15 protein-coding genes are annotated in these 18589 nt (G+C 56.8%); 3 read left to right on the top strand and 12 right to left on the bottom strand.

Annotated elements, in window-relative coordinates; translation table 11 throughout:
- Window positions 1–31: 31 nt before the first annotated feature.
- The 5 genes from AC2FHX_RS04545 to AC2FHX_RS04525 all read right to left on the bottom strand — a co-directional run bounded on the left by AC2FHX_RS04545 (window position 32) and on the right by AC2FHX_RS04525 (window position 6532).
- Window positions 32–2449 (bottom strand): GcvT family protein, encoded by a 2418-nt coding sequence (locus tag AC2FHX_RS04545; RefSeq protein ID WP_496700168.1) that lies wholly within the window; start codon window positions 2447–2449, stop codon window positions 32–34.
- Between the two features lie 93 nt (window positions 2450–2542).
- Window positions 2543–3850, bottom strand: a complete 1308-nt coding sequence (locus tag AC2FHX_RS04540) for an HlyC/CorC family transporter (RefSeq protein ID WP_142634257.1) — start codon at window positions 3848–3850, stop codon at window positions 2543–2545.
- A gap of 63 nt (window positions 3851–3913) precedes the next feature.
- Complete coding sequence (locus AC2FHX_RS04535) at window positions 3914–4867, bottom strand: site-specific tyrosine recombinase XerD (RefSeq protein ID WP_496677775.1); 954 nt, start codon at window positions 4865–4867, stop codon at window positions 3914–3916.
- Window positions 4868–4869: 2 nt separating this feature from the next.
- A complete protein-coding gene (locus tag AC2FHX_RS04530) occupies window positions 4870–6393 on the bottom strand; it encodes a hypothetical protein (RefSeq protein ID WP_496700170.1) in 1524 nt (507 codons plus the stop codon).
- The gene (locus AC2FHX_RS04525; RefSeq protein WP_185956616.1) at window positions 6383–6532 is read right to left on the bottom strand and encodes a hypothetical protein; all 150 of its coding nucleotides are present in this window, start codon (window positions 6530–6532) and stop codon (window positions 6383–6385) included. Before AC2FHX_RS04525 ends, AC2FHX_RS04530 begins: the two co-directional genes overlap by 11 nt.
- Before the next feature lie 79 nt (window positions 6533–6611).
- Here AC2FHX_RS04525 and AC2FHX_RS04520 point away from each other — a divergent pair, with 79 nt between their 5' ends.
- Together AC2FHX_RS04520 and aroB are read left to right on the top strand one after the other, a co-directional pair.
- Complete coding sequence (locus tag AC2FHX_RS04520; protein WP_496700171.1) at window positions 6612–7199, top strand: shikimate kinase; 588 nt, start codon at window positions 6612–6614, stop codon at window positions 7197–7199.
- Window positions 7200–8306: a 3-dehydroquinate synthase gene (gene aroB / locus AC2FHX_RS04515; RefSeq protein WP_496700172.1), complete on the top strand. Its 1107-nt coding sequence runs from the start codon at window positions 7200–7202 to the stop codon at window positions 8304–8306. It begins immediately after the preceding gene.
- On the opposite strand, the gene AC2FHX_RS04510 is transcribed toward aroB, so the two are convergent.
- The gene (locus tag AC2FHX_RS04510) at window positions 8307–9377 is read right to left on the bottom strand and encodes a site-2 protease family protein (protein ID WP_496700173.1); all 1071 of its coding nucleotides are present in this window, start codon (window positions 9375–9377) and stop codon (window positions 8307–8309) included.
- 18 nt (window positions 9378–9395) lie between these two features.
- The gene (gene ssb, locus AC2FHX_RS04505) at window positions 9396–9893 is read right to left on the bottom strand and encodes a single-stranded DNA-binding protein (RefSeq protein ID WP_496700174.1); all 498 of its coding nucleotides are present in this window, start codon (window positions 9891–9893) and stop codon (window positions 9396–9398) included.
- A gap of 207 nt (window positions 9894–10100) precedes the next feature.
- Here ssb and AC2FHX_RS04500 point away from each other — a divergent pair, with 207 nt between their 5' ends.
- Window positions 10101–10679, top strand: a complete 579-nt coding sequence (locus AC2FHX_RS04500; protein ID WP_271946701.1) for a lytic transglycosylase domain-containing protein — start codon at window positions 10101–10103, stop codon at window positions 10677–10679.
- 141 nt (window positions 10680–10820) lie between these two features.
- Here the strand turns inward: AC2FHX_RS04500 and AC2FHX_RS04495 are convergent, their stop codons facing one another.
- The 5 genes from AC2FHX_RS04495 to miaA form a co-directional block, all read right to left on the bottom strand.
- Window positions 10821–12908, bottom strand: a complete 2088-nt coding sequence (locus AC2FHX_RS04495; protein WP_142634241.1) for a dipeptide ABC transporter ATP-binding protein — start codon at window positions 12906–12908, stop codon at window positions 10821–10823.
- A gap of 92 nt (window positions 12909–13000) precedes the next feature.
- Window positions 13001–14464: an ABC transporter permease gene (locus tag AC2FHX_RS04490; RefSeq protein ID WP_142634239.1), complete on the bottom strand. Its 1464-nt coding sequence runs from the start codon at window positions 14462–14464 to the stop codon at window positions 13001–13003.
- 13 nt (window positions 14465–14477) lie between these two features.
- Window positions 14478–15524: an ABC transporter permease gene (locus tag AC2FHX_RS04485; protein WP_142634237.1), complete on the bottom strand. Its 1047-nt coding sequence runs from the start codon at window positions 15522–15524 to the stop codon at window positions 14478–14480.
- Window positions 15525–15641: 117 nt separating this feature from the next.
- The gene (locus tag AC2FHX_RS04480; RefSeq protein ID WP_496690672.1) at window positions 15642–17312 is read right to left on the bottom strand and encodes an ABC transporter substrate-binding protein; all 1671 of its coding nucleotides are present in this window, start codon (window positions 17310–17312) and stop codon (window positions 15642–15644) included.
- Between the two features lie 320 nt (window positions 17313–17632).
- Window positions 17633–18526, bottom strand: coding sequence for a tRNA (adenosine(37)-N6)-dimethylallyltransferase MiaA (gene miaA, locus AC2FHX_RS04475; protein WP_496700175.1), 894 nt, complete (start codon window positions 18524–18526; stop codon window positions 17633–17635).
- Window positions 18527–18589 lie beyond the last annotated feature (63 nt).

The raw sequence follows: 18589 nt of genomic DNA, 5'->3' as shown, positions 1-18589 counted from the left end.
GCGCCGACAATGCAGACGTATGAAAGCTGTGTCATCCCCTCATACGCGCGCCATCGGCGTCGAATAACGGTTCTGAGATCACGCGTGCCTTGCACAACTGGCCAAGTATTTCGATTTCTACTTCCAGCCCGTCCACAGCGGGGTCTGTTGGCAGAAACCCCATGGCAATGGACTTGCCTGCATAGTGCGAATAGCCACCCGAAGTGCAAAACCCGGCGACCTTTCCGCCCAGCCAAATCGGCTCATACGCGTTGACATCAGCGTCCTCGGCATCGACCTCGAACGCGACCAGCCGACGGGCAGCGCCTGAGGTGCGTTCCGCCTCGGCAGCTGCGCGGCCAATGAAATCGGCGTTCTTAGAGAAGGAAATGAACCGATCCAGACCGGTTTCCGCGGCTGTGTAATCAGGCGAGAATTCTCGCATCCAGGAGCCAAAGAACTTGTCCAGACGCAGGCTCATCATCGCGCGCATGCCAAATGGAACGATGCCGTGTTCTTGCCCGGCCTGCCATAATGTCCACCACAACTGCCTTTGTGCCATGGGATCGCAGTAGATCTCGTACCCCAAATCGCCGGTATAGCTGACGCGCTGGACGATACATTCGGCCATCCCAACGGTCATGCGGCGCAGATCGAGGAACCGAAATCCGCTCAGGTCATCACGGGTGCAGGCCGCCAGAACCTGCGTGGCTTTTGGGCCGGCGATCTGGAACCCGTTCTGCCGATCGCTGATGTTTTCGACAGCTACGCCATCCTGCGCATTTTGCAGGAACCAGCGCATGTGAAACGCCTGAGAGCCGTAGGAGGCGGTTAGGCTGAACTCGGTCTCATAAAGACAGGAAACGGTAAAATCACCGATCAGCTTGCCCTTTGGTGATAGCATCGGGGTTAGCGACACGCGGCCCGGTTTCGGGATTCGGCCCGCCATGATCCGATCCAGCCAATCACGGGCAGCAGGTCCAACAATGCGGTATTTACCAAAATTGTGCACTTCGTTGATGCCAACACTTGATCGCACGGCCCGAACCTCGCGCCCGGTGGCATCGAATGCGTTGGATCGGCGGAACGAGGGCGTTTCATAGCCCGGTTCATCCCCTTGGGCAAAGTAATTGGGCACCTCAAGCCCGTATTGCTGACCCCACACAGCACCAAGATCGGTAAAGATATCATACATCGGCGTTGTGCGGGCTGGGCGGGCTGCCGGCAATTCCTCGTTCGGATAAGAGACGCTGAACCGCTTCTGATAGTTCTCGATGACCTTAGGACGGGTATAGCCCGGGCTGATCCAATCCCCGAACCGCGCCACGTCCATCGCAAAGACGTCGCGCTCTGGCTCACCCTCAATCATCCATTGCGCCAGTGTCAGACCAACGCCGCCGCCCTGGCTGAACCCGGCCATCACGCCGCAGGCCGACCAATAGTTGCGCAACCCCGGAACCGGCCCGACCAGAGGATTGCCGTCCGGTGCAAAGGTAAACGGCCCGTGGATCACCGATTTCACACCAGCCTCGGCCAGAACAGGAAAGCGGCGATAAGCGAATTCAATACTATCGGTGATCTTGTCAAAATCGTTGGGAAGAAGCTCGTGACCGAAATCCCACGGGGTGCCGTCGACAGCCCAGGGCCTGCAGGTTTGTTCATAAAAGCCGATGCACAGACCGCGTCCCTCTTGCCGCAGATAGCTTTCGCCGGCGGGATCCATGACATGGGGATGTTCGCCACCTGCGTCGATAATTGCCTCGATTTGGGGGATCGAGTCGGTGACCAGGTACTGATGTTCCATCGGATGCAGCGGGAAATAGACACCGGCCATGGCGCCAACCTCGCGCGCCCAGAGCCCACCAGCGTTGACCACATGTTCGGCATGAATCGTGCCCTTGTTGGTGACCACATCCCAGGTGCCATCGGCGCGCTGATTTGTTTCGTGCACCATGCAATGGGTTTCGATTGTTGCGCCGCCCATCCGCGCCGCTTTGGCATAGGCATGGGTGGTTCCGGACGGATCAAGATGCCCGTCCAGCGGATCATAGAGCGCGCCGATGATGCCGTCGGTATTGGTGATCGGTGCGATTTTCCTTATCTCTTCAGGGCCCACGATTTCGGTCTCTAACCCCATAAAGCGGTGCTTGGCACGTTCGGCCAGGAGCATGTCAAACCGGTCGCGGTCATCGGCCAACGTTATGCCGCCAACGTGGTGCAGGCCACAGGACATGCCGGTGATCTCTTCCAGCTCTTTATACAGCCGGATCGTATAGCCTTGCAGTGCGGCCATATTGGTGTCGCCGTTCAACGTGTGGAAACCACCCGCCGCGTGCCAGGTCGAGCCACTGGTCAATTCGGACCGCTCCAGCAGCATCACATCCGACCAGCCCAGCTTGGTCAGGTGATAAAGAACCGAACACCCGACAACGCCGCCACCGATTACAGCTACCTGAGTTGTTGTCTTCACGTCACAGTCTCCCCTTGCGATATAGTCAAAGCCTGCAATCGCAGAACCAGGGATACTGTTCCGTTCACGACATAGGCTGTCGCGGCGAGAGGATCAGAGGGGACGGATCTTCAGCTCTGTGATCCTGTTGCCTTCGCGCGCGACGACTTCGAACCTGAACCCGTGGAACGAGAATACCTGACCTGTAATCGGAATCATCTGCGCTTCGTGGATGACCAGACCGGCCACGGTATTGGCCTCTTCGTCGGGCAAAGACCATTCCATCGCGCGGTTTACATCGCGGATCGTCATGGCGCCTTCAACAAGGTACTGGCCGTCTTCGGTTCGCGTTACCGGGACGTCCTCATCAATATCAAACTCATCAGCAATCTCGCCGACGATTTCTTCGAGGATATCTTCAAGCGTGATTAGACCCCTGAGTGAACCATATTCGTCGACCACCAGCGCAAAATGGCTATGCATCCGCAGGAATTCCCGCATCTGATCGTCCAGAGTGGTCGTTTCAGGCACAAAATAAGGGGCGTTCGCTACCTTTGAGACATCGAACTCTTTCAGTCGGTTGTTTTCACGTTCGCTGCTTCCTGCATGAGCATACATAGCGCGGAACAGGTCTTTGGCGTGAACAACCCCAACGATGTTTTCTGGTTCGTCCCTAAAGACAGGCAGGCGTGTATGGGGGCTTTCAAGGCATTGTTTCAGGATCGCCTCGGGAGCGTCATCCGCATCAACCATCTCGATATTCGAACGATGGAGCATGATCTCTTCAACCGCACGTTCACCCAGATCCAAAGCGCCCAGAATGCGGTCACGGTCTTCCTTCTCGACCACGCCTTCGGAATGGCCCAAATGCAGGGCCCCAACGATTTCGTCGCGCACGGCCAGAATGTTGCTATCCGGGTCGATCTGTACACCGAAGAGGCGTAAAACTCCCCGTACCAATAGGCGTACGGCCGAAACGACCGGTGAGAATAGGGTGACAACCACGCTGATGATCGGAGCAACGGCGGATGCCGCTTTTTCCGAATTGGTTATGGCATAAGTCTTGGGCAAAACTTCAGCAAAAATCAGAACCAGCAAGGTCATGACCAGGGTTGCCAACGCTACGCCGCTTTCGCCAAAGAGGCGCGTGAACATCGCTGTGGCCAACGAGGCCGCAAGAATGTTGACCAGATTGTTGCCCAGCAAAACCGATCCGATCAGCCGTTCGTTGTCGTCGGTGATGTCCAGCGCCTTCTGCGCCCCGCGCGACCCTTTGTCCGCCTGCGCCCGCAGCTTGCCGCGTGACGAGGCCGTCAGAGCCGTTTCAGAACCCGAGAAAAACCCCGATAAGAAGAGCAATAGCAATATGGCACCGGACGTAAGCCAGAATGTGCCGTCGATCAGAGAAGTTGAGGGTTCCATCGGTCCTTAGCTGCTTGTGTTTCTGCGTCTGTTATGGGGGCGCGGCTTGACTGGATCAAGGAGTTAGCCCTTTTCAACTGGATCTTTAGCTAATGGGTGATGCTGCAACACCAGTTCAGCCAGCCGTTCTTCCAGGACATGAGTATAGATTTCTGTGGTCGCCACATCCGCGTGACCAAGCAATGTTTGGATCGATCGCAAATCGGCACCGTTGGCAAGAAGATGTGTCGCAAAAGCGTGACGCAAGGTGTGAGGTGTAACCTTTTCGGGCGAAACCCCACCGTGAACCGCCAGTTCCTTGATCAGATGATAGAACATATGCCGTGTCAGATGCCCGGCCTTGCCACGTGAGGGAAAAAGAAATCGGGAACTCTGCCCACCCTTTGTAACACGCTTTTCCTCAGTCTCATCCCGAGCCGCCAACCATGCCGAAAGCGCCTGTCGAGCCGGAGGGGACAGTGGAACCATCCGCTCTTTGCCGCCTTTTCCCAATACCAAGAGCATCCTCGGATCGCCGCGCGCCGATGACACCGGCAACGATACCAGTTCAGTGACACGCATCCCGGTGGCATACAGGATTTCCATCAGGCAGGTATTGCGCAGCTTTTCGATGTTGTTTCGCCCGCTTTCGCGCGCAGCAACCAATAACCGGTCCACCTCGGATACATCCAGAGTTTTCGGCAGCCGCTTTGGCCGTCCTGGGCCTTTGATCTTGATCGCGGGGTTTGTCGAACGCCAGCCTTCCTCGAATGCGAACCGATAAATCTGTTTTATGGCAGACAAACGGCGGGCGCGGGTGGATTGAGCCAATCCCTGTGCGTCGCAACTGATCAGGTAATCCTCAACCTGCTTGGCGTCGGCCTCGGCAAACCCAATTTTCCGGCGCCGCAGCCAGGCCGCAAAATCCTTGAGATCGCGGCCATAGGCAACAAGCGTATTTTGGGCAGCGCCTAACTCGGCGGCCTGTGCTTCCAGAAAGGTCGAAATCCAGATTTCGTCAGAGCCCGGAGACGTCATGATCACTTGCCCTGCAGGATCAGCAGGTTCAGCGCGGCGCGGCGCGCGGTATCTTCTAGACCGACCCGGCGCAGGGTTGCCATGGCAGCTGTCAGGTCGACCAGATTTCCCCGCGATCCATGGGCAAACAAGACCATCGTCTCCAGAAGCGCCTCACCGAGGCGGCCTTCGTCCAGCATGTTGCCAATATCGGTTGGCACCGGCGCCGCCCATGCAAACCCCTCTGCAACGGCATCCGCAAGCGGCGAAGGGGAGGGCGCGCGCCCCGGATCACCCTGAGCCAGCGCAGCCAGAAACTGACTTTCTTCAGAATTGTCCGGAGCCGACAACGCCGCTGTTTCATATAGATCTGACAGCAACAGAATGCGCCACCGCAGATCCTCGGCCGCGGGTTTCTGTAGTTTGACCTGAGAGAGGCGCCCGGCGAAAAGTTCAGCGAATGGCACTTCCAGGCCGATATTGCGCATCTGGTTCCAAACCACCGGCAGAGCTTTGGCGATCTTTGCCGAATTGCCAGAATCCAGTGCTTTTTCGAACCGCTGTATCGACGATACCCGGTCCCATACGGCTCCAGACGCAGCCGGAGACCGTTCTGTATAGAGCCCCAGCAGTTGATTTGGCGTAAGCGCCCCAACGCGGGTCAACCGTTCTGCGGCTTCGACCTGAGCCTTCCAGCCCGCAACATCCCGCAGATCCGCATTTGCGAAGACGCGAGGCAAAGCAGCCGAGGGCAAACGTTCGCCAATAGCTTCGAACAAGCGGAACATCAGGGGCGACGGGTCGTCCGGTTGCGGCAGATACTCGGCATCTTCGTACAGTTCGGGGCTTAGAAACCTGTCCAGAACCTCCAGCTCTTGTGGTGCCAGAACCTGTAGGGCATGGGCTGCCTCAAGCGTGAGAGCGGCCGAGTCCCAATCCCCACGCCGAGCCTTGCAGAAAATCTGAGCGGCATAGTCCCGTGACAAATGCGGCTGAGCAATCAGCGCCGTGCAACTGCGATCTTCATCCCCGGTCAGAAGGGTGGCGTCGAACCAGCGTTGAAATCGGTCAAGACTGTTCGTCGGGCCTGCCAGCTGTACCAATGATTGCGTGGGGTCTGCAGCGCCAAGATGCATGAGGCGGTCGAGCCGCGCCAAAAGCAAAATCTCTTCCCCTTTACTGGACGTCGGTGCCCGAGCTTCGGTTAAAAGCAACGTGAACAGCAAACGCTGCATTGCAGGGTTATACTTGACCGGGACGCTTTCGATCAGTTCGGACAGGCGTTGGGGATCGCTGTTCTGCCACATGTCGACAGGCAATCCTGTGACAGTCGAAGCAACCAGGCCCAGGGGTTGTGACAATGCCTGAAGTGGGGTCACAAGAACATCGGGCTGACCGCCGGGCTGCGTCACGGGTGGCTCAAGCAAAACCGTCCCCGGAAGATTTTCCGGAGGATTGGCCAGCCATTCAATAACAGAAAGGGGTTCCTGCTGCGCCTGCGCTGTTCCTGCAAGAAACAGTGCAACCACCGCCACTTTATTCGACATTCAGTATTACCGGCTCCCTGACCTCGCTTTGCGGCGCAGAGAAATCTGCACCAAAAAACTCACCCAGGTAGACATATCCCACCAGCCCGATGAAACACAGGCAAATCAGATATATCAGGAACTTGATCAGACGGCCCATGGTCAAACGCTGCCTCAATTTTCTCTTTTGACCAAGTTATAACTGGCATTTTTCCTAAGATCACGTCATTCACGATGAAATGAGCGAAATTAAGCATAACACCCATGCGGCATCTGCCGTTTCGGACTATACACTGCACAAAACAGTGGTGCTTGTAGGTATGATGGGGGCCGGAAAGACCGCCGTAGGCCGCGCTTTGGCCGCTCGGTTGCGGGTTCCTTTCCTCGATAGCGATGCCGAAATCGAATCAGCGGCCAACATGACCATCCCCGAGATATTCGAGCGTGATGGCGAAGCCTTTTTTCGCAGCAAGGAAAGCCAGGTCATCGGGCGGCTTTTGGTCGAGGAAAAAGGTATCCTTTCTACCGGCGGCGGTGCCTTTATGACCGAACAAAACCGCGACATGATCACTCAACGCGGGGTGTCCGTTTGGTTGCGCGCCGATTTGGGTGTGTTGTGGAACCGCGTTCGCCACAAGGATACGCGCCCGCTTTTGCGCACCGAAAACCCGTTTACGACCCTTCGTGCATTGTACGATCAGCGTGTTCCGATCTATGAACGCGCCGATCTGGCGGTTTCCTCCGACGGGGATGTCTCGATTGAAGATATGGTAGAGCGTGTCGTCAAAGCTCTGATGACGCGACCTGATGTTTTGGAACGGAAATAGATGCACCAAACCGTACATGTTGAGCTTGGGGATCGGTCCTATGATGTTGAGATCGGCCCCGATCTGCTGACGCAGGCCGGTCAGCGCATAGCGCCTTTGCTGCCGCGACCCAAAGTAGCGGTTCTGACCGATGAAAACGTGGCGAGCCTGCATCTTGACGCGTTGCGGGATGGGTTGGCCAGCGCAGGGATCGAAATGTCCGCGCTGGCGCTGCCTGCGGGTGAAGCGACCAAAAGCTGGCCGCATTTTGAGCGTGCGGTCGAATGGCTGTTGGCCGAGAAAATCGAGCGGCGTGACGTGGTGGTTGCGTTCGGAGGTGGGGTTATAGGTGATCTCGCCGGATTTGCCGCGGCCGTTTTGCGCCGGGGCGTACGGTTTGTTCAGATACCAACTTCGCTGCTTGCGCAGGTCGACAGTTCGGTCGGCGGCAAAACCGGGATCAACGCACCGCAGGGCAAGAACCTGATTGGCGCATTTCATCAACCCTCACTGGTGCTGGCGGATACTTCGGTTCTGGGCACAATGACCGACCGGGATTTCCTGTCCGGTTATGGTGAGGTCGTAAAATACGGGCTGTTGGGGGATGCAGCATTCTTTGAATGGCTCGAGGGCCATGGCCCCGATGTCTCGGGCGGGGATATGGCCGCGCGGGTTCGGGCCGTCACCCGATCCGTTCAGATGAAAGCCGACATCGTCGCTCGTGATGAGACCGAGCAGGGGGATCGCGCCCTACTGAATCTCGGGCATACGTTCTGTCATGCGCTTGAGGCTGCGACCGGGTATTCTGATCGTTTGCTGCATGGAGAAGGCGTTGCGATTGGATGCGCACTGGCATTCGAACTGTCGGCGCGACTTGGTTTATGTTCGCAAGAGGACCCAAGCCGGGTTCGGGCACATCTGCGTGCGATGGGCATGAAAACCGACATTTCCGATATCCACGGGGATTTGCCCGACGCCGAAGCGCTGGTCGAGCTGATGGCGCAAGACAAGAAGGTTATCGATGGCCAACTGCGTTTCATTCTGGCCCGAGGCATCGGGCAGGCATTTGTCACGTCGGATGTTCCGCGGGATGCGGTTTTGAGTGTCCTCAAGGACGCGCTGGGTTGATCAACGCCCGCGAATGATCATTAACTCGCCAATATTTTCACGGGTAATATAGCCGACCATTTGATCTGACCGCGTGCAGACGGCAACTGCGGGGGCACCCCCGTGGAACTGTTTCAGAACCGCTTCCAACCCGCTGCTCAGGGTCACTGTCGGGATATCCTCAACCATGATTGAACTGGCCAATTCTGACCGGGGAATATCTTTGGCGAGAGCAGCAAACAGCCGGTCGCGCGTGACAAAGCCCTGCAGTTTCCCTGTTGCATCCAGCAATGGAAATTCATGCTGAGTGGTGTGAATAACTGCTTGAGCGGCGGTCGCAAGCGTGTCGGTTGGCGATAGGGCGTGAAACTCGGTGATCATGGCGTCGCGGGCCAGAACCTGACGCGCCACTGATCGCATTGCGACGTCCTGGCTTTCTGCATTGGCGGCAACGAATACAAAAACCGCGATCAGAACCAACAACGGATTGCCTGTGCTTAGCCCCAGAAACCCCAATCCTACCGCCACTATCTGACCGGCAAATGCGGCAATGCGCGTGGCCTTGACCCGATCCATCCTCAGGCAGAGCAGTGCGCGAAAAACGCGTCCACCATCCATCGGGAATGCGGGGATGAGATTAAAGGCAGCCAGAAGAAGGTTCACATAGGCGAGGCGGTTCAAAAGCCCGGTCTCGGGTGAATCAATATTGGCGAGTGTTTCAAATGGCATTCCTGCGCCCAAAAAGACGAGGGTGATCCAGATGACGACGTTTACCGCAGGACCGGCCAAAGCCACCGATACCTCTTGCATGGGGTTCTCTGGCATCCGTTCCAATCGGGCAAGACCGCCGATCGGCAATAAAGTAATGTCCGGAGTTTTTATGCCATAGCGCCGCGCCATCAGCGCATGACCAAACTCATGCGCGACCACACATGCAAAAAGGGCAAGCACGAAAATCAGGTTCCCGATCGCGGCCTGCATCCCTCCGGTAGAATAGGCAGCGAATCCAACCCATGCCAACAAGAGGAAAAAAGTGACATGGACCTTCAGTTCCGACCCCAATAGTCGGCCGAGCGAGAAGGACCATGTCATGATGTGTCTCCGGTGTGCCTAGAACGGAATCTCGTCGTCGTCTATTCCACCAGATGCGGGTGCCGGGGCGCTGGATTGTCCGCCATAGGGGTCACCATAGCCACCACCTGCCTGGCCGCCACCGTAACCGCCGGATTGACCACCGCCACCGCCGCCGCCTTCTCCACGCGCATCCAGCAAAGTCAGCTCGCCGCGATAGGGGCGCAAAACCACCTCAGTGCTATAGCGGTCCTGACCGGACTGATCCTGCCACTTGCGGGTTTCCAGCTGACCTTCGATATAAACTTTGCTGCCCTTGTGCAGATATTGCTCGGCAATGCGGGCCAATGGTTCTGAAAAAATCGCGACCGAGTGCCATTCTGTCCGCTCGCGGCGTTCGCCGGTGTTGCGGTCTTTCCAGGTCTCGGAAGTGGCGATGCGCAGATTGCAAACCTTGCCACCGTTCTGGAACGACCGTACCTCGGGATCGCGCCCCAGATTTCCTACCAGAATGACCTTGTTGACAGAACCCGCCATGTATTTCCCCGTTCTTAACTGACTTGAGTGCGCCCGAATCTGGCGCTGTGTATTTCTGAGACCCTATACGCCCTGAACCATGGTTGGAACATGGATCATGAGAAATGAACTGGTCGGGAGTTTGCACAGAGAAAATTTACCATGCTTTCATTATTGGCTGAAATACATATACTCACTCGGGTTCGTGACAGTGCGGGACAGGCATTAATGCGTTTCAGATTTGGTTTTTTATCGGTTCTTTGCTTTGCGTTGACCTGTGGACTCGCTGCGGCGGATACGCTGTCTACCAAAAGCCGTAAGGACATCTTTCTGAAGCAATCCAAATATTTGGACGGCCGTGCGGCCACCCAGTACCGCGATTCAGATCGGTTGAAACCTAAGACGCCTCAACCACAATTCAGTAAACGATATTCCGGCAACTATCGGGGTGAGTACCTGACGATGGCGCGGCAAGCGGCTCGTAAACACGATGTTCCCGAAGAGCTGTTCCTGCGCCTTGTTCAGCAGGAAAGTGGATGGAATCCGCATGCCGTGTCACATAAAGGCGCGTTGGGTCTGGCCCAGTTGATGCCCGGGACCGCGCAATTATTGGGCGTGAACCCGCGCGACCCGAAACAGAATCTTGAAGGTGGGGCCCGGTATCTGTCCTGGCAATACCGCAAGTTCAAATCCTGGCGGCTTGCGCTGGCCGCCTATAATGCCGGACCTCAGGCTGTTGAAAAACACGGTGGCGTACCACCCTACAAGGAAACCCAGAATTACGTGAAGGTGATTTGGGGCGGTTAGGCCGCCCGATGAATTGCCGGATCAACAGGTGATGCGGCTTGGCCAAATCAGCGCGTTCAGTGACAGGCTGCTCGAGGTCGTGTCGCTTAATTAGGGCGCCGGAACCACCTTACCGACGCCCTTGTTGCGAACCCAATCCCATTACTCAGCGGCGATTTTTATGACGGGTTCCATACGTGCCAGGATGTCGTCTGCCAGATGGCATTTGACCTGATGACCGTCTGCCAGGGTTTTCACGGGTGGGACATCTCTTTCGCAAAGACCGTTGGGGACTTCGGATTTCCAGCGACAGCGGGTCTGAAACGGACAGCCAGGAGGCGGGTTCATCGCTGATGGGATGTCGCCTTCCAAGACGATGTGCTGCTTCTCGACCGATGTATCGGCGATGGGGACCGCGCTCAGCAGGGCTTCTGTATAGGGGTGATAGGGCGGCGCAAACACCTGATCAGTGGTGCCCAGCTCGACCACATGGCCCAGATACATCACCATCACCCGGTCGCTGAGATAGCGCACGATCGACAGGTCGTGGCTGATGAACAGCAGTGTGGTTTTGTGCTCGCGTTGGATCTCCATCAGCAGGTCGGTTACCGCCGCCTGCACCGATACATCCAGCGCCGAGACCGGCTCATCCGCCACCACGATCCGCGCATCCCCGGCAAAGGCGCGGGCGATGCCGACACGCTGTTTCTGACCACCCGAAAGCTGTCGCGGCATCCGCTCGGCAAAGGCGCGGGGCAGTTTCACCAAGTCCAACAGTTCGAGCATCCGCTTCTTGCGCTCGGCCTCGGACTTACCGACGCCAAAGATTTCCAGAGCGCGGATGATCTGACGGCCCACGGTCATCGAAGGATTCAACGTGTCGAATGGATTCTGGAACACCATCTGAACCTCGCCCACTGTCTTGGCGTCGCGCTCTTCGATGGGCACGTCCTCGATATTGCGGTTGTCCAGCAGGATCTGCCCGTCCGTTGCCGTCTCCAACCCCATAAGAACTTTGGCAAAGGTGGATTTGCCGCAGCCGGATTCGCCCACAATGGCGAGTGTCTCGGATTCATGCGCCTCAAAGCTCAGCGTTTCGTTGGCTTTGACTACCTTCGCTTCGCCGCCGCCGAACAGTGCATTTGCCGCAACCTCATAGTATTTCTTGAGATTTTCCATCTTTAGAACAACGCGGCCAATCTCACCTTTTTCCTTTTGCTCGGCCAGGGTGATGGGCGCGTTCCAGTCGATCTCCTGAAATTTCAGACAGCGGGTATGATGCCGGTCATTGCCTGGCACGGCCTCCATCAGAATGTTCTGCGCGTCACAGCGACCTTCCTCGAAATAGTCGCAGCGTGGGCCAAAGTTGCAGCCCGGAGGGCGCTCATGGGGCAGGGGGAAATTGCCCGGAATGGCCACCAGCGGGCGCGCGTTCTTGTCCGCACCCGGCAGTGGAATCGACCGGAAGAGCGCCTGCGTATAGGGGTGCTGCATTTCGTCGAACACATCCTTGATCGAGCCGCGCTCGACCGCTTCGCCGGAATACATCACGCACAGTCGGTCGCAGGTTTCCAGCACCAGCCCCAGATTGTGGCTGATGAACAGCATAGAGGTGCCGTATTTCTTGCCCAGATCCTTGACCAGCTCGACCACCGCGGCCTCGACGGTCACGTCAAGCGCGGTGGTGGGCTCGTCCAGGATCAGCAACGATGGCTTGGACATCAGCGCCATCGCGATCACGATGCGCTGTTGCTGGCCACCCGACAGCTGGTGGGGGAAAGAATTCAGCATCCGCTCAGGATCGGGCAGGCGCACATCGGTGACCACTTCCAGCGCACGGGCATAGGCCTCGTCCTTGCTGACGCCCTCGTGGATCATCGGTACTTCCATCAGCTGCCGACCGATCTTCATCGCGGGGTTCAGGCTGGCCATAGGTTCCTGATAGATCATGGCTATTTCATTGCCGCGAATATCGCGCAGCTCTTCGGCCGTCATCTCGGATAGGTCACGACCCTTGAACTTGATGGATCCGCCAACAACACGCCCGTTCTTGCCCAGATCCTGCATCACGCCCAACGCAACGGTGGATTTCCCGCACCCCGATTCCCCAACCAGCCCCACAGCTTCACCAGGCTGCACGCTGACCGAAAAATCCATCACTGCAGGGATCTCGCGCAACCGCGTGAAAAACGAAATCGACAGCTTGTCGATCTCCAATATCGGGCCCTCATAGGACGCAAGTTTGGTCATCTGTGTTGCTCCTCACCAGATCCCGGGGATCCCCTTCATCTGGCCAAAAATACCTCGGGGGTCCGGGGGCAGGGCCCCCGGCCGCTCATACATCAGTCCTTCAGACTTTCTTCGCGCAGGCCATCAGCCAACAGGTTCAACCCAAGAACCAGTGTCAACAGCGCCAGCGCAGGTGGCAGGGCAGGGTGCAGATAGATCGACAAGAGCTTGCGCCCTTCATTGATCGTCGACCCCCAATCGGGACTTTCGGGTGGTAGCCCGAGGCCAAAGAATCCCAAGGTTCCCAAAAGGATGGTCGTATAGCCAATGCGCAGACAGAAATCGACGATCAGCGGCCCGCGCGCATTGGGCAGGATTTCCCAAAGCATGATGTACCATGGACCTTCACCACGGGTTTGCGCTGCGGCAACATAATCGCGGGTTTTGATGTCCAACGCCAGGCCACGCACGATACGGAATACCGTGGGTGAGTTTACGAAAACCACCGAAACGAACACGACCAGAATGCCGCCGGGGATATTGAACAGGTCCAGATAGGTGGGCAGTCCCCAGATGTTGTAGCTGTTGGTTTCGATGATGTAGCCGTCTGTTGAAATCAGAGACAGATAGAGCCACATCGCGATGCCCAACACTCCGATCAGCAGAGGTGTGCGGAAATTGGGCCGCGTATAGAACCGCGAATTCAGCAGGACGCAAAGAAACAGGATCGGAAAGACGAACAACACGGCTGCCATATAGTTCGGCACACCGGTTGCCACGATCTCGGGCGTGACCAGCAGATAGAACAGCAGGATTACTGGGAAGGCCAGGATCAGGTTTGCCAGGAAGGACAGGAACGTGTCCAGACGTCCGCCATAAAACCCCGCAGGCAGGCCCAGAGTAATCCCGACCATGAAGGCAAATATGGTTGCCATCGGTGCGATCTGCACCACGATCCATGCCCCTTTGACCATCCGGCTGAACACATCGCGGGCCAGATTGTCCCCACCCAGAAGATACCAGGAATATGTTCCGTCCTCGGTGCTGGGCATTGGAGTTCCGGGCAACTTGTTCTTCATACCTGAAACTTGCGCCAGCGGATCATGCGTGACGATCAGGTCCAGCGCACCAAAAATGCCTGTAAATACCCAGAACATCACAAGGCCAAAACCGATCATGCCGATGGGGCTGTCAAACAGTTTACCGTACAGGCCCAGCTTGCGCTTGAAGGCGATCGACATTGCAAACAGGATGATCAGCGACATCCAGACAGGTAAAAACTGCCGAGAGATCGCTCCGATAATCCCGGCGCTTGTCCCCATCAAAATGCCAAGCACCACATATGCCAGACACAGCGCAACGCAGGCGAAAAAGCTGTATCTTAGCGCGATCTGCGTCAGGCCGCGCAGGCCGGTATCTGCATTGATTGTGCCGTCGATATTCACGACGACCGGCGTTTCGGGCAACACGATGCTGCCCAAGATCCAGACGATGATTGATACCCCTAGTGCAACCAGTGCGATCATCAGCAAGGGGTTCAGAATGGCGATAGAGCCGGTCCAGGTAAGTGGTTCCATGTTCTGTCCCTCCTTACGAAATTCGGATGCGTGGGTTGAGGTAGACATAGCCGATATCCGAGATCAGCTGCGTTACTAGCACCACAAAGACCGACACTACCGAAATCGCCAGCAGAAGCTGGATGTCGTTATTGCCTGCTGCCTGAACCAGCGCCCAGCCGAAACCTTTATAGTTAAACAGGGTCTCGACGATCACCACGCCGTTCAGCAGCCAGGGAAACTGCAGCATGATGACTGTGAACGGTGCGATCAGCGCGTTTCGCAGCGCGTGCTTCATAACGATATTCGGGAAGGAAACACCTTTGAGCCGCGCGGTACGGATATATTGCGCCGTCATCACCTCGGTCATCGAGGCGCGGGTCATACGAGCGATATAGCCCATCCCGTAGAGAGCAATAGTCAGTACCGGTAGGAAGAAGTTTTCAAAGGTTGGGTTCTCCATCGCCTGTGTCGCGGTGCCTTTGAACCATTTCAGGCCAACGGCGGACGAAGTGAAGATCGCGATAAAGATCACGCCCGAGACATATTCCGGGGTCGCTGTCGTCGTGATGGCGAATGTTGAAAGGGTCCGGTCGGTGGCCGATCCTTCTTTCATACCTGCAAGCACCCCAAGGATCAGCGCCGAAGGGACCATCAGCAACATAACCCAAAGCATCAACCGACCGGTCAGAGCCAACCGGGTGCCAACAACTTTCGAAACTTCCTCTTTGAAAACGGACGAGTATCCCCAGTATCCCTGCAGGATGCCACAGAAGCTTGGCGAGCTTTCTGCGGTTTCACCGGGCAGGATACATCTTCCTTGTACGCTGCCGTCTTCGTTGGTGTGCCGATAGGATGGCAGCACGCCCAACCACTCGCCGTATTTGATCGGCGTCGGCTGCAGATACCCGTTTTTCAGAAGATAGCTTTCAACCTGTTCGTCGGACATACGAAAATTGCCCTGCGTTTTCGCAAGCTTTTCGAGGTTTGGATACAGGTTGGTGAGGAAGAAGACCAAGAATGTCAGGCACAAAGCTGTGATGAGCATGATGCCGACACGCTTTAGAATGAATAGTCCCATATTAGCCCCTGTTGGTGGCCAGTGCAGGTGTCAAAAGCCCCACACTTCGCTGTTTTTTGGTCGCCACGATACGGACGAAAAAGCCGCGCCCAATCGGCGCGGCTTGTATATGTCGGCTTAGGAAAGAATGCCGAACTTATAGATTTGTGGCAGGTCGGCGATGTGCTTTTCAACCCCAACCATATTGTCCCGGTGGTGACGCATCGCCGTCCGCCAATAGGGTTGGATGGTCACGCCTTCTTCGATCATGATCGCCTGCAGCTTGGCCATGACTTCGCGACGTTTGTCGACATCCGCGATCGAGTTTGCCTCGGCCAGAAGCGCGTCGAACTCGTCATTGGCGAAACCAGCCTCGTTCCAGGCTACGCCCGATTTGTAGGCCAGCGCCAGAACCTGCGTGCCCAGCGGGCGGTGGTTCCAGTTGGTCGACGAGAAGGCGTATTTCGTCCAGTCGTTCCAGAAGGTCGAACCCGGAAGAACTGTATGACGTGCCTTGATGCCAGCATCGTTCAACTGAGCGACCACGGCCGCGGTCGTGTTGCGGCGCCAGTCGTCGTCGATGGACTGAACCTCATGCTCGAAGTCACCCATTCCGGCCTCGTCCATCAGCGCTTTGGCCGCTGCGGGATCAAAGGGCAGGCGGGTCACAGCCGAGTCATATTCCGGGTGCATCGGGCCAACATGGCAGTTGTCGGCAGGAATGCCGTATCCTGACATGCCCAGCTCCAGGCAGACGGCGTTGTCGACGGCCATGGCCAGGGCCTGCCGCACACGTTTGTCGGCGTAGATCTTGTTGCCGTCGGCATCTTCGGCCAGCTGGTTCGGGCGGATGACGATGGTAAAGCCCGATGGGATCTCGGACCGTGTCAGACCGATGCTGTCAAAGATGTCTACGAATTCGCCGACCGACTCCCAGTTCATGTCGATCTCTTCGGCCTCATAAGCAGCCAGGAAGGCCGCAGGGTCGGTGCCGTAGTCGATGAATTCGATCCGATCGATATAGCCACCCTTGCCCGCAGCATATCCCCACCAGTCGTGCTCTTCATTGCGGACCAGTACACCCTTTACGCCCACTTCGTGGCTTTCAGGGATCATGAAGCCAGTGCCAATCGGATTGGCCAGCATATTGTTGGGATCGTGGCTGCTGTGCACGATGGCTGCCGGATAGTCGGCCATACCTGGAATGATCGTGATATCGGGCGTGTTGCAGGTCAGCTTGACCGTGTGATCATCGACCACAGTGATTGCACCTTCACCCGCTTTCTGGGTTGCCTCGTCAACCAGGGATGACATGCGCGATGCCATCGAGTTCCCCTCGACTGCCGCGTCACACCACATTTCGATGTTGCGGGCGACATCCGCTGCGGTGAAGTCATCACCATTGTTCCACTTGACGCCTTTGCGAACGTTCAGCGTGTGCTCAGTCGCGTCATCGTTGGATTCCCAGCTTTCCAGCAACATCGGCTTGAACGAACCGTCATTGTTGTATTCGACCAGATATTCCAGCCAGCCAGCCGTGAAGGTCGCAATTTGCGTCCAGTCATAAGTACGTGGATCTTTCAGGCCGCGCACTTCCATCTGATAGCGGATAGTTCCACCGCGCGGTGGCTCTTGTGCTTGTGCCGGAGACGCCAGGCCGATCATTCCATAGGCGGCGGGGACGGTAACCCCCAATGCCGTCACGCGCGCCAAAAACTCGCGGCGGCTTAGTTGCCCGTCGCGGTACTCTTGCGCGTGCATTTCCGCGGCACGATGGATCGGCGCTCCGGTAATGGTTTGGTGTTTCATTAATGTCTCTCCCTGTGACATCGATTTTGATGAAGTAGCTCTGAACCGCTCAGACCAGTTGGTGCCAGGCAGCAGGTTCGTGTGTTCTTTTTTGGATATGCAGCATCCCCATGGCGTCATTCGGCACCAGATTTCCCATGAGGTCAATGTCGGAAATCGTCATCAACTGCACAAAAGCGACATGTTGGGGCCGAAGTTTCCGTCATCGCGGATGCTTAATCTGTGCTCTAGGTAATTCGAATAAGTGACCGCCAATCAGATTCGATCACTTCGAATCTTCGGTTGGTGTCCTGAAAATGGGTTTGTAACGACCTTAAGTATCACTTTGATAAATCAGCGCGAATCCAGTTTCTCATGCGAGCGCGAAACCACGTGCGCTGACGTTTGGCAAATTGACGGGTCGAGATTGTGGCGCGCTCGCGCGCGTCATCCAGTGTGATACGGCCTTCAAGATAGGCTACCAACTCGGGAACGCCGATGGCCTTGAAAGACGGCAGCGAGGCGTCATACCGGTTTCGCATCGCCTCAACTTCTTCCAAAGCACCACTTTCCAGCATCAGGTCAAACCGGCGCCTGATCCGATCCAATAGCCACTCTTTGTCGACATCAAACACAATGGGCACGGCGTCTTGCGGGTTCAGAACCGGAGGAGGGGTGTCAGCTTGCCAGTCCCGCAAGCTGCGCCCGGTGGCTTGCTGAACTTCCCACGCACGTTGAACGCGGGCGCGATTCCGGGTGTCAATCCCGGCCAGGGTTTTGGCATCGACCCCATCAATCAGTGTAGCTAGGTCCAGTTGATCCGCGGCAGCCCGAACTTTGGTCGGAGTCGCCGGGATATCGGCCATACCTTCGGTCAGGGCAGAAAAATACAAACCTGTACCGCCCACAATGATGGGGCGCTTTCCGCCGGACAGCAATGGCTTGACCTCGCGCAACCAGTGGCCAGTCGAATAGTTCTGATCATAAGGCACATGACCATAAAGCAGATGCGGCGCGCGGGCTTCTTCCTCGGCGGAGGGACGCGCCGAGATCACGCGCCAGCAATCATAAACCTGGCTTGCGTCTGCATTGACGATCACGCCGCCGAACGTTTCGGCGATCTTCAGCGCCAATGCTGATTTCCCCGATGCGGTGGGCCCGGCGATCAAGACGGGTTTGTCGTCAGGAATAGGGGGAAGGCGGTCCCAAAACTGCGTCATCTTGGCATTGGCCATTCAGGTTGCCTCATTCCTCATCATCCGCATTGAACCCGCGGAGCTTTTGCTTCATTTTGCGCC

It is taken from the genome of Ruegeria sp. CDSC042 (assembly GCF_059610745.1).
This window is presented reverse-complemented; position numbering and strand designations above follow the sequence as displayed.

What these genes read in the sequence shown, in the direction of transcription:
- ssb (WP_496700174.1), bottom strand. Translation starts at nt 9,893, where the DNA reads ATGGCGGGTTCTGTCAACAAGGTCATTCTGGTAGGAAATCTGGGGCGC.
- AC2FHX_RS04520 (WP_496700171.1), top strand. Translation starts at nt 6,612, where the DNA reads ATGAGCGAAATTAAGCATAACACCCATGCGGCATCTGCCGTTTCGGAC.
- miaA (WP_496700175.1), bottom strand. Translation starts at nt 18,526, where the DNA reads ATGGCCAATGCCAAGATGACGCAGTTTTGGGACCGCCTTCCCCCTATT.
- aroB (WP_496700172.1), top strand. Translation starts at nt 7,200, where the DNA reads ATGCACCAAACCGTACATGTTGAGCTTGGGGATCGGTCCTATGATGTT.
- AC2FHX_RS04510 (WP_496700173.1), bottom strand. Translation starts at nt 9,377, where the DNA reads ATGACATGGTCCTTCTCGCTCGGCCGACTATTGGGGTCGGAACTGAAG.
- AC2FHX_RS04495 (WP_142634241.1), bottom strand. Translation starts at nt 12,908, where the DNA reads ATGACCAAACTTGCGTCCTATGAGGGCCCGATATTGGAGATCGACAAG.
- AC2FHX_RS04500 (WP_271946701.1), top strand. Translation starts at nt 10,101, where the DNA reads ATGCGTTTCAGATTTGGTTTTTTATCGGTTCTTTGCTTTGCGTTGACC.
- AC2FHX_RS04535 (WP_496677775.1), bottom strand. Translation starts at nt 4,867, where the DNA reads ATGACGTCTCCGGGCTCTGACGAAATCTGGATTTCGACCTTTCTGGAA.
- AC2FHX_RS04480 (WP_496690672.1), bottom strand. Translation starts at nt 17,312, where the DNA reads ATGAAACACCAAACCATTACCGGAGCGCCGATCCATCGTGCCGCGGAA.
- AC2FHX_RS04490 (WP_142634239.1), bottom strand. Translation starts at nt 14,464, where the DNA reads ATGGAACCACTTACCTGGACCGGCTCTATCGCCATTCTGAACCCCTTG.
- AC2FHX_RS04530 (WP_496700170.1), bottom strand. Translation starts at nt 6,393, where the DNA reads ATGTCGAATAAAGTGGCGGTGGTTGCACTGTTTCTTGCAGGAACAGCG.
- AC2FHX_RS04485 (WP_142634237.1), bottom strand. Translation starts at nt 15,524, where the DNA reads ATGGGACTATTCATTCTAAAGCGTGTCGGCATCATGCTCATCACAGCT.
- AC2FHX_RS04525 (WP_185956616.1), bottom strand. Translation starts at nt 6,532, where the DNA reads ATGGGCCGTCTGATCAAGTTCCTGATATATCTGATTTGCCTGTGTTTC.
- AC2FHX_RS04540 (WP_142634257.1), bottom strand. Translation starts at nt 3,850, where the DNA reads ATGGAACCCTCAACTTCTCTGATCGACGGCACATTCTGGCTTACGTCC.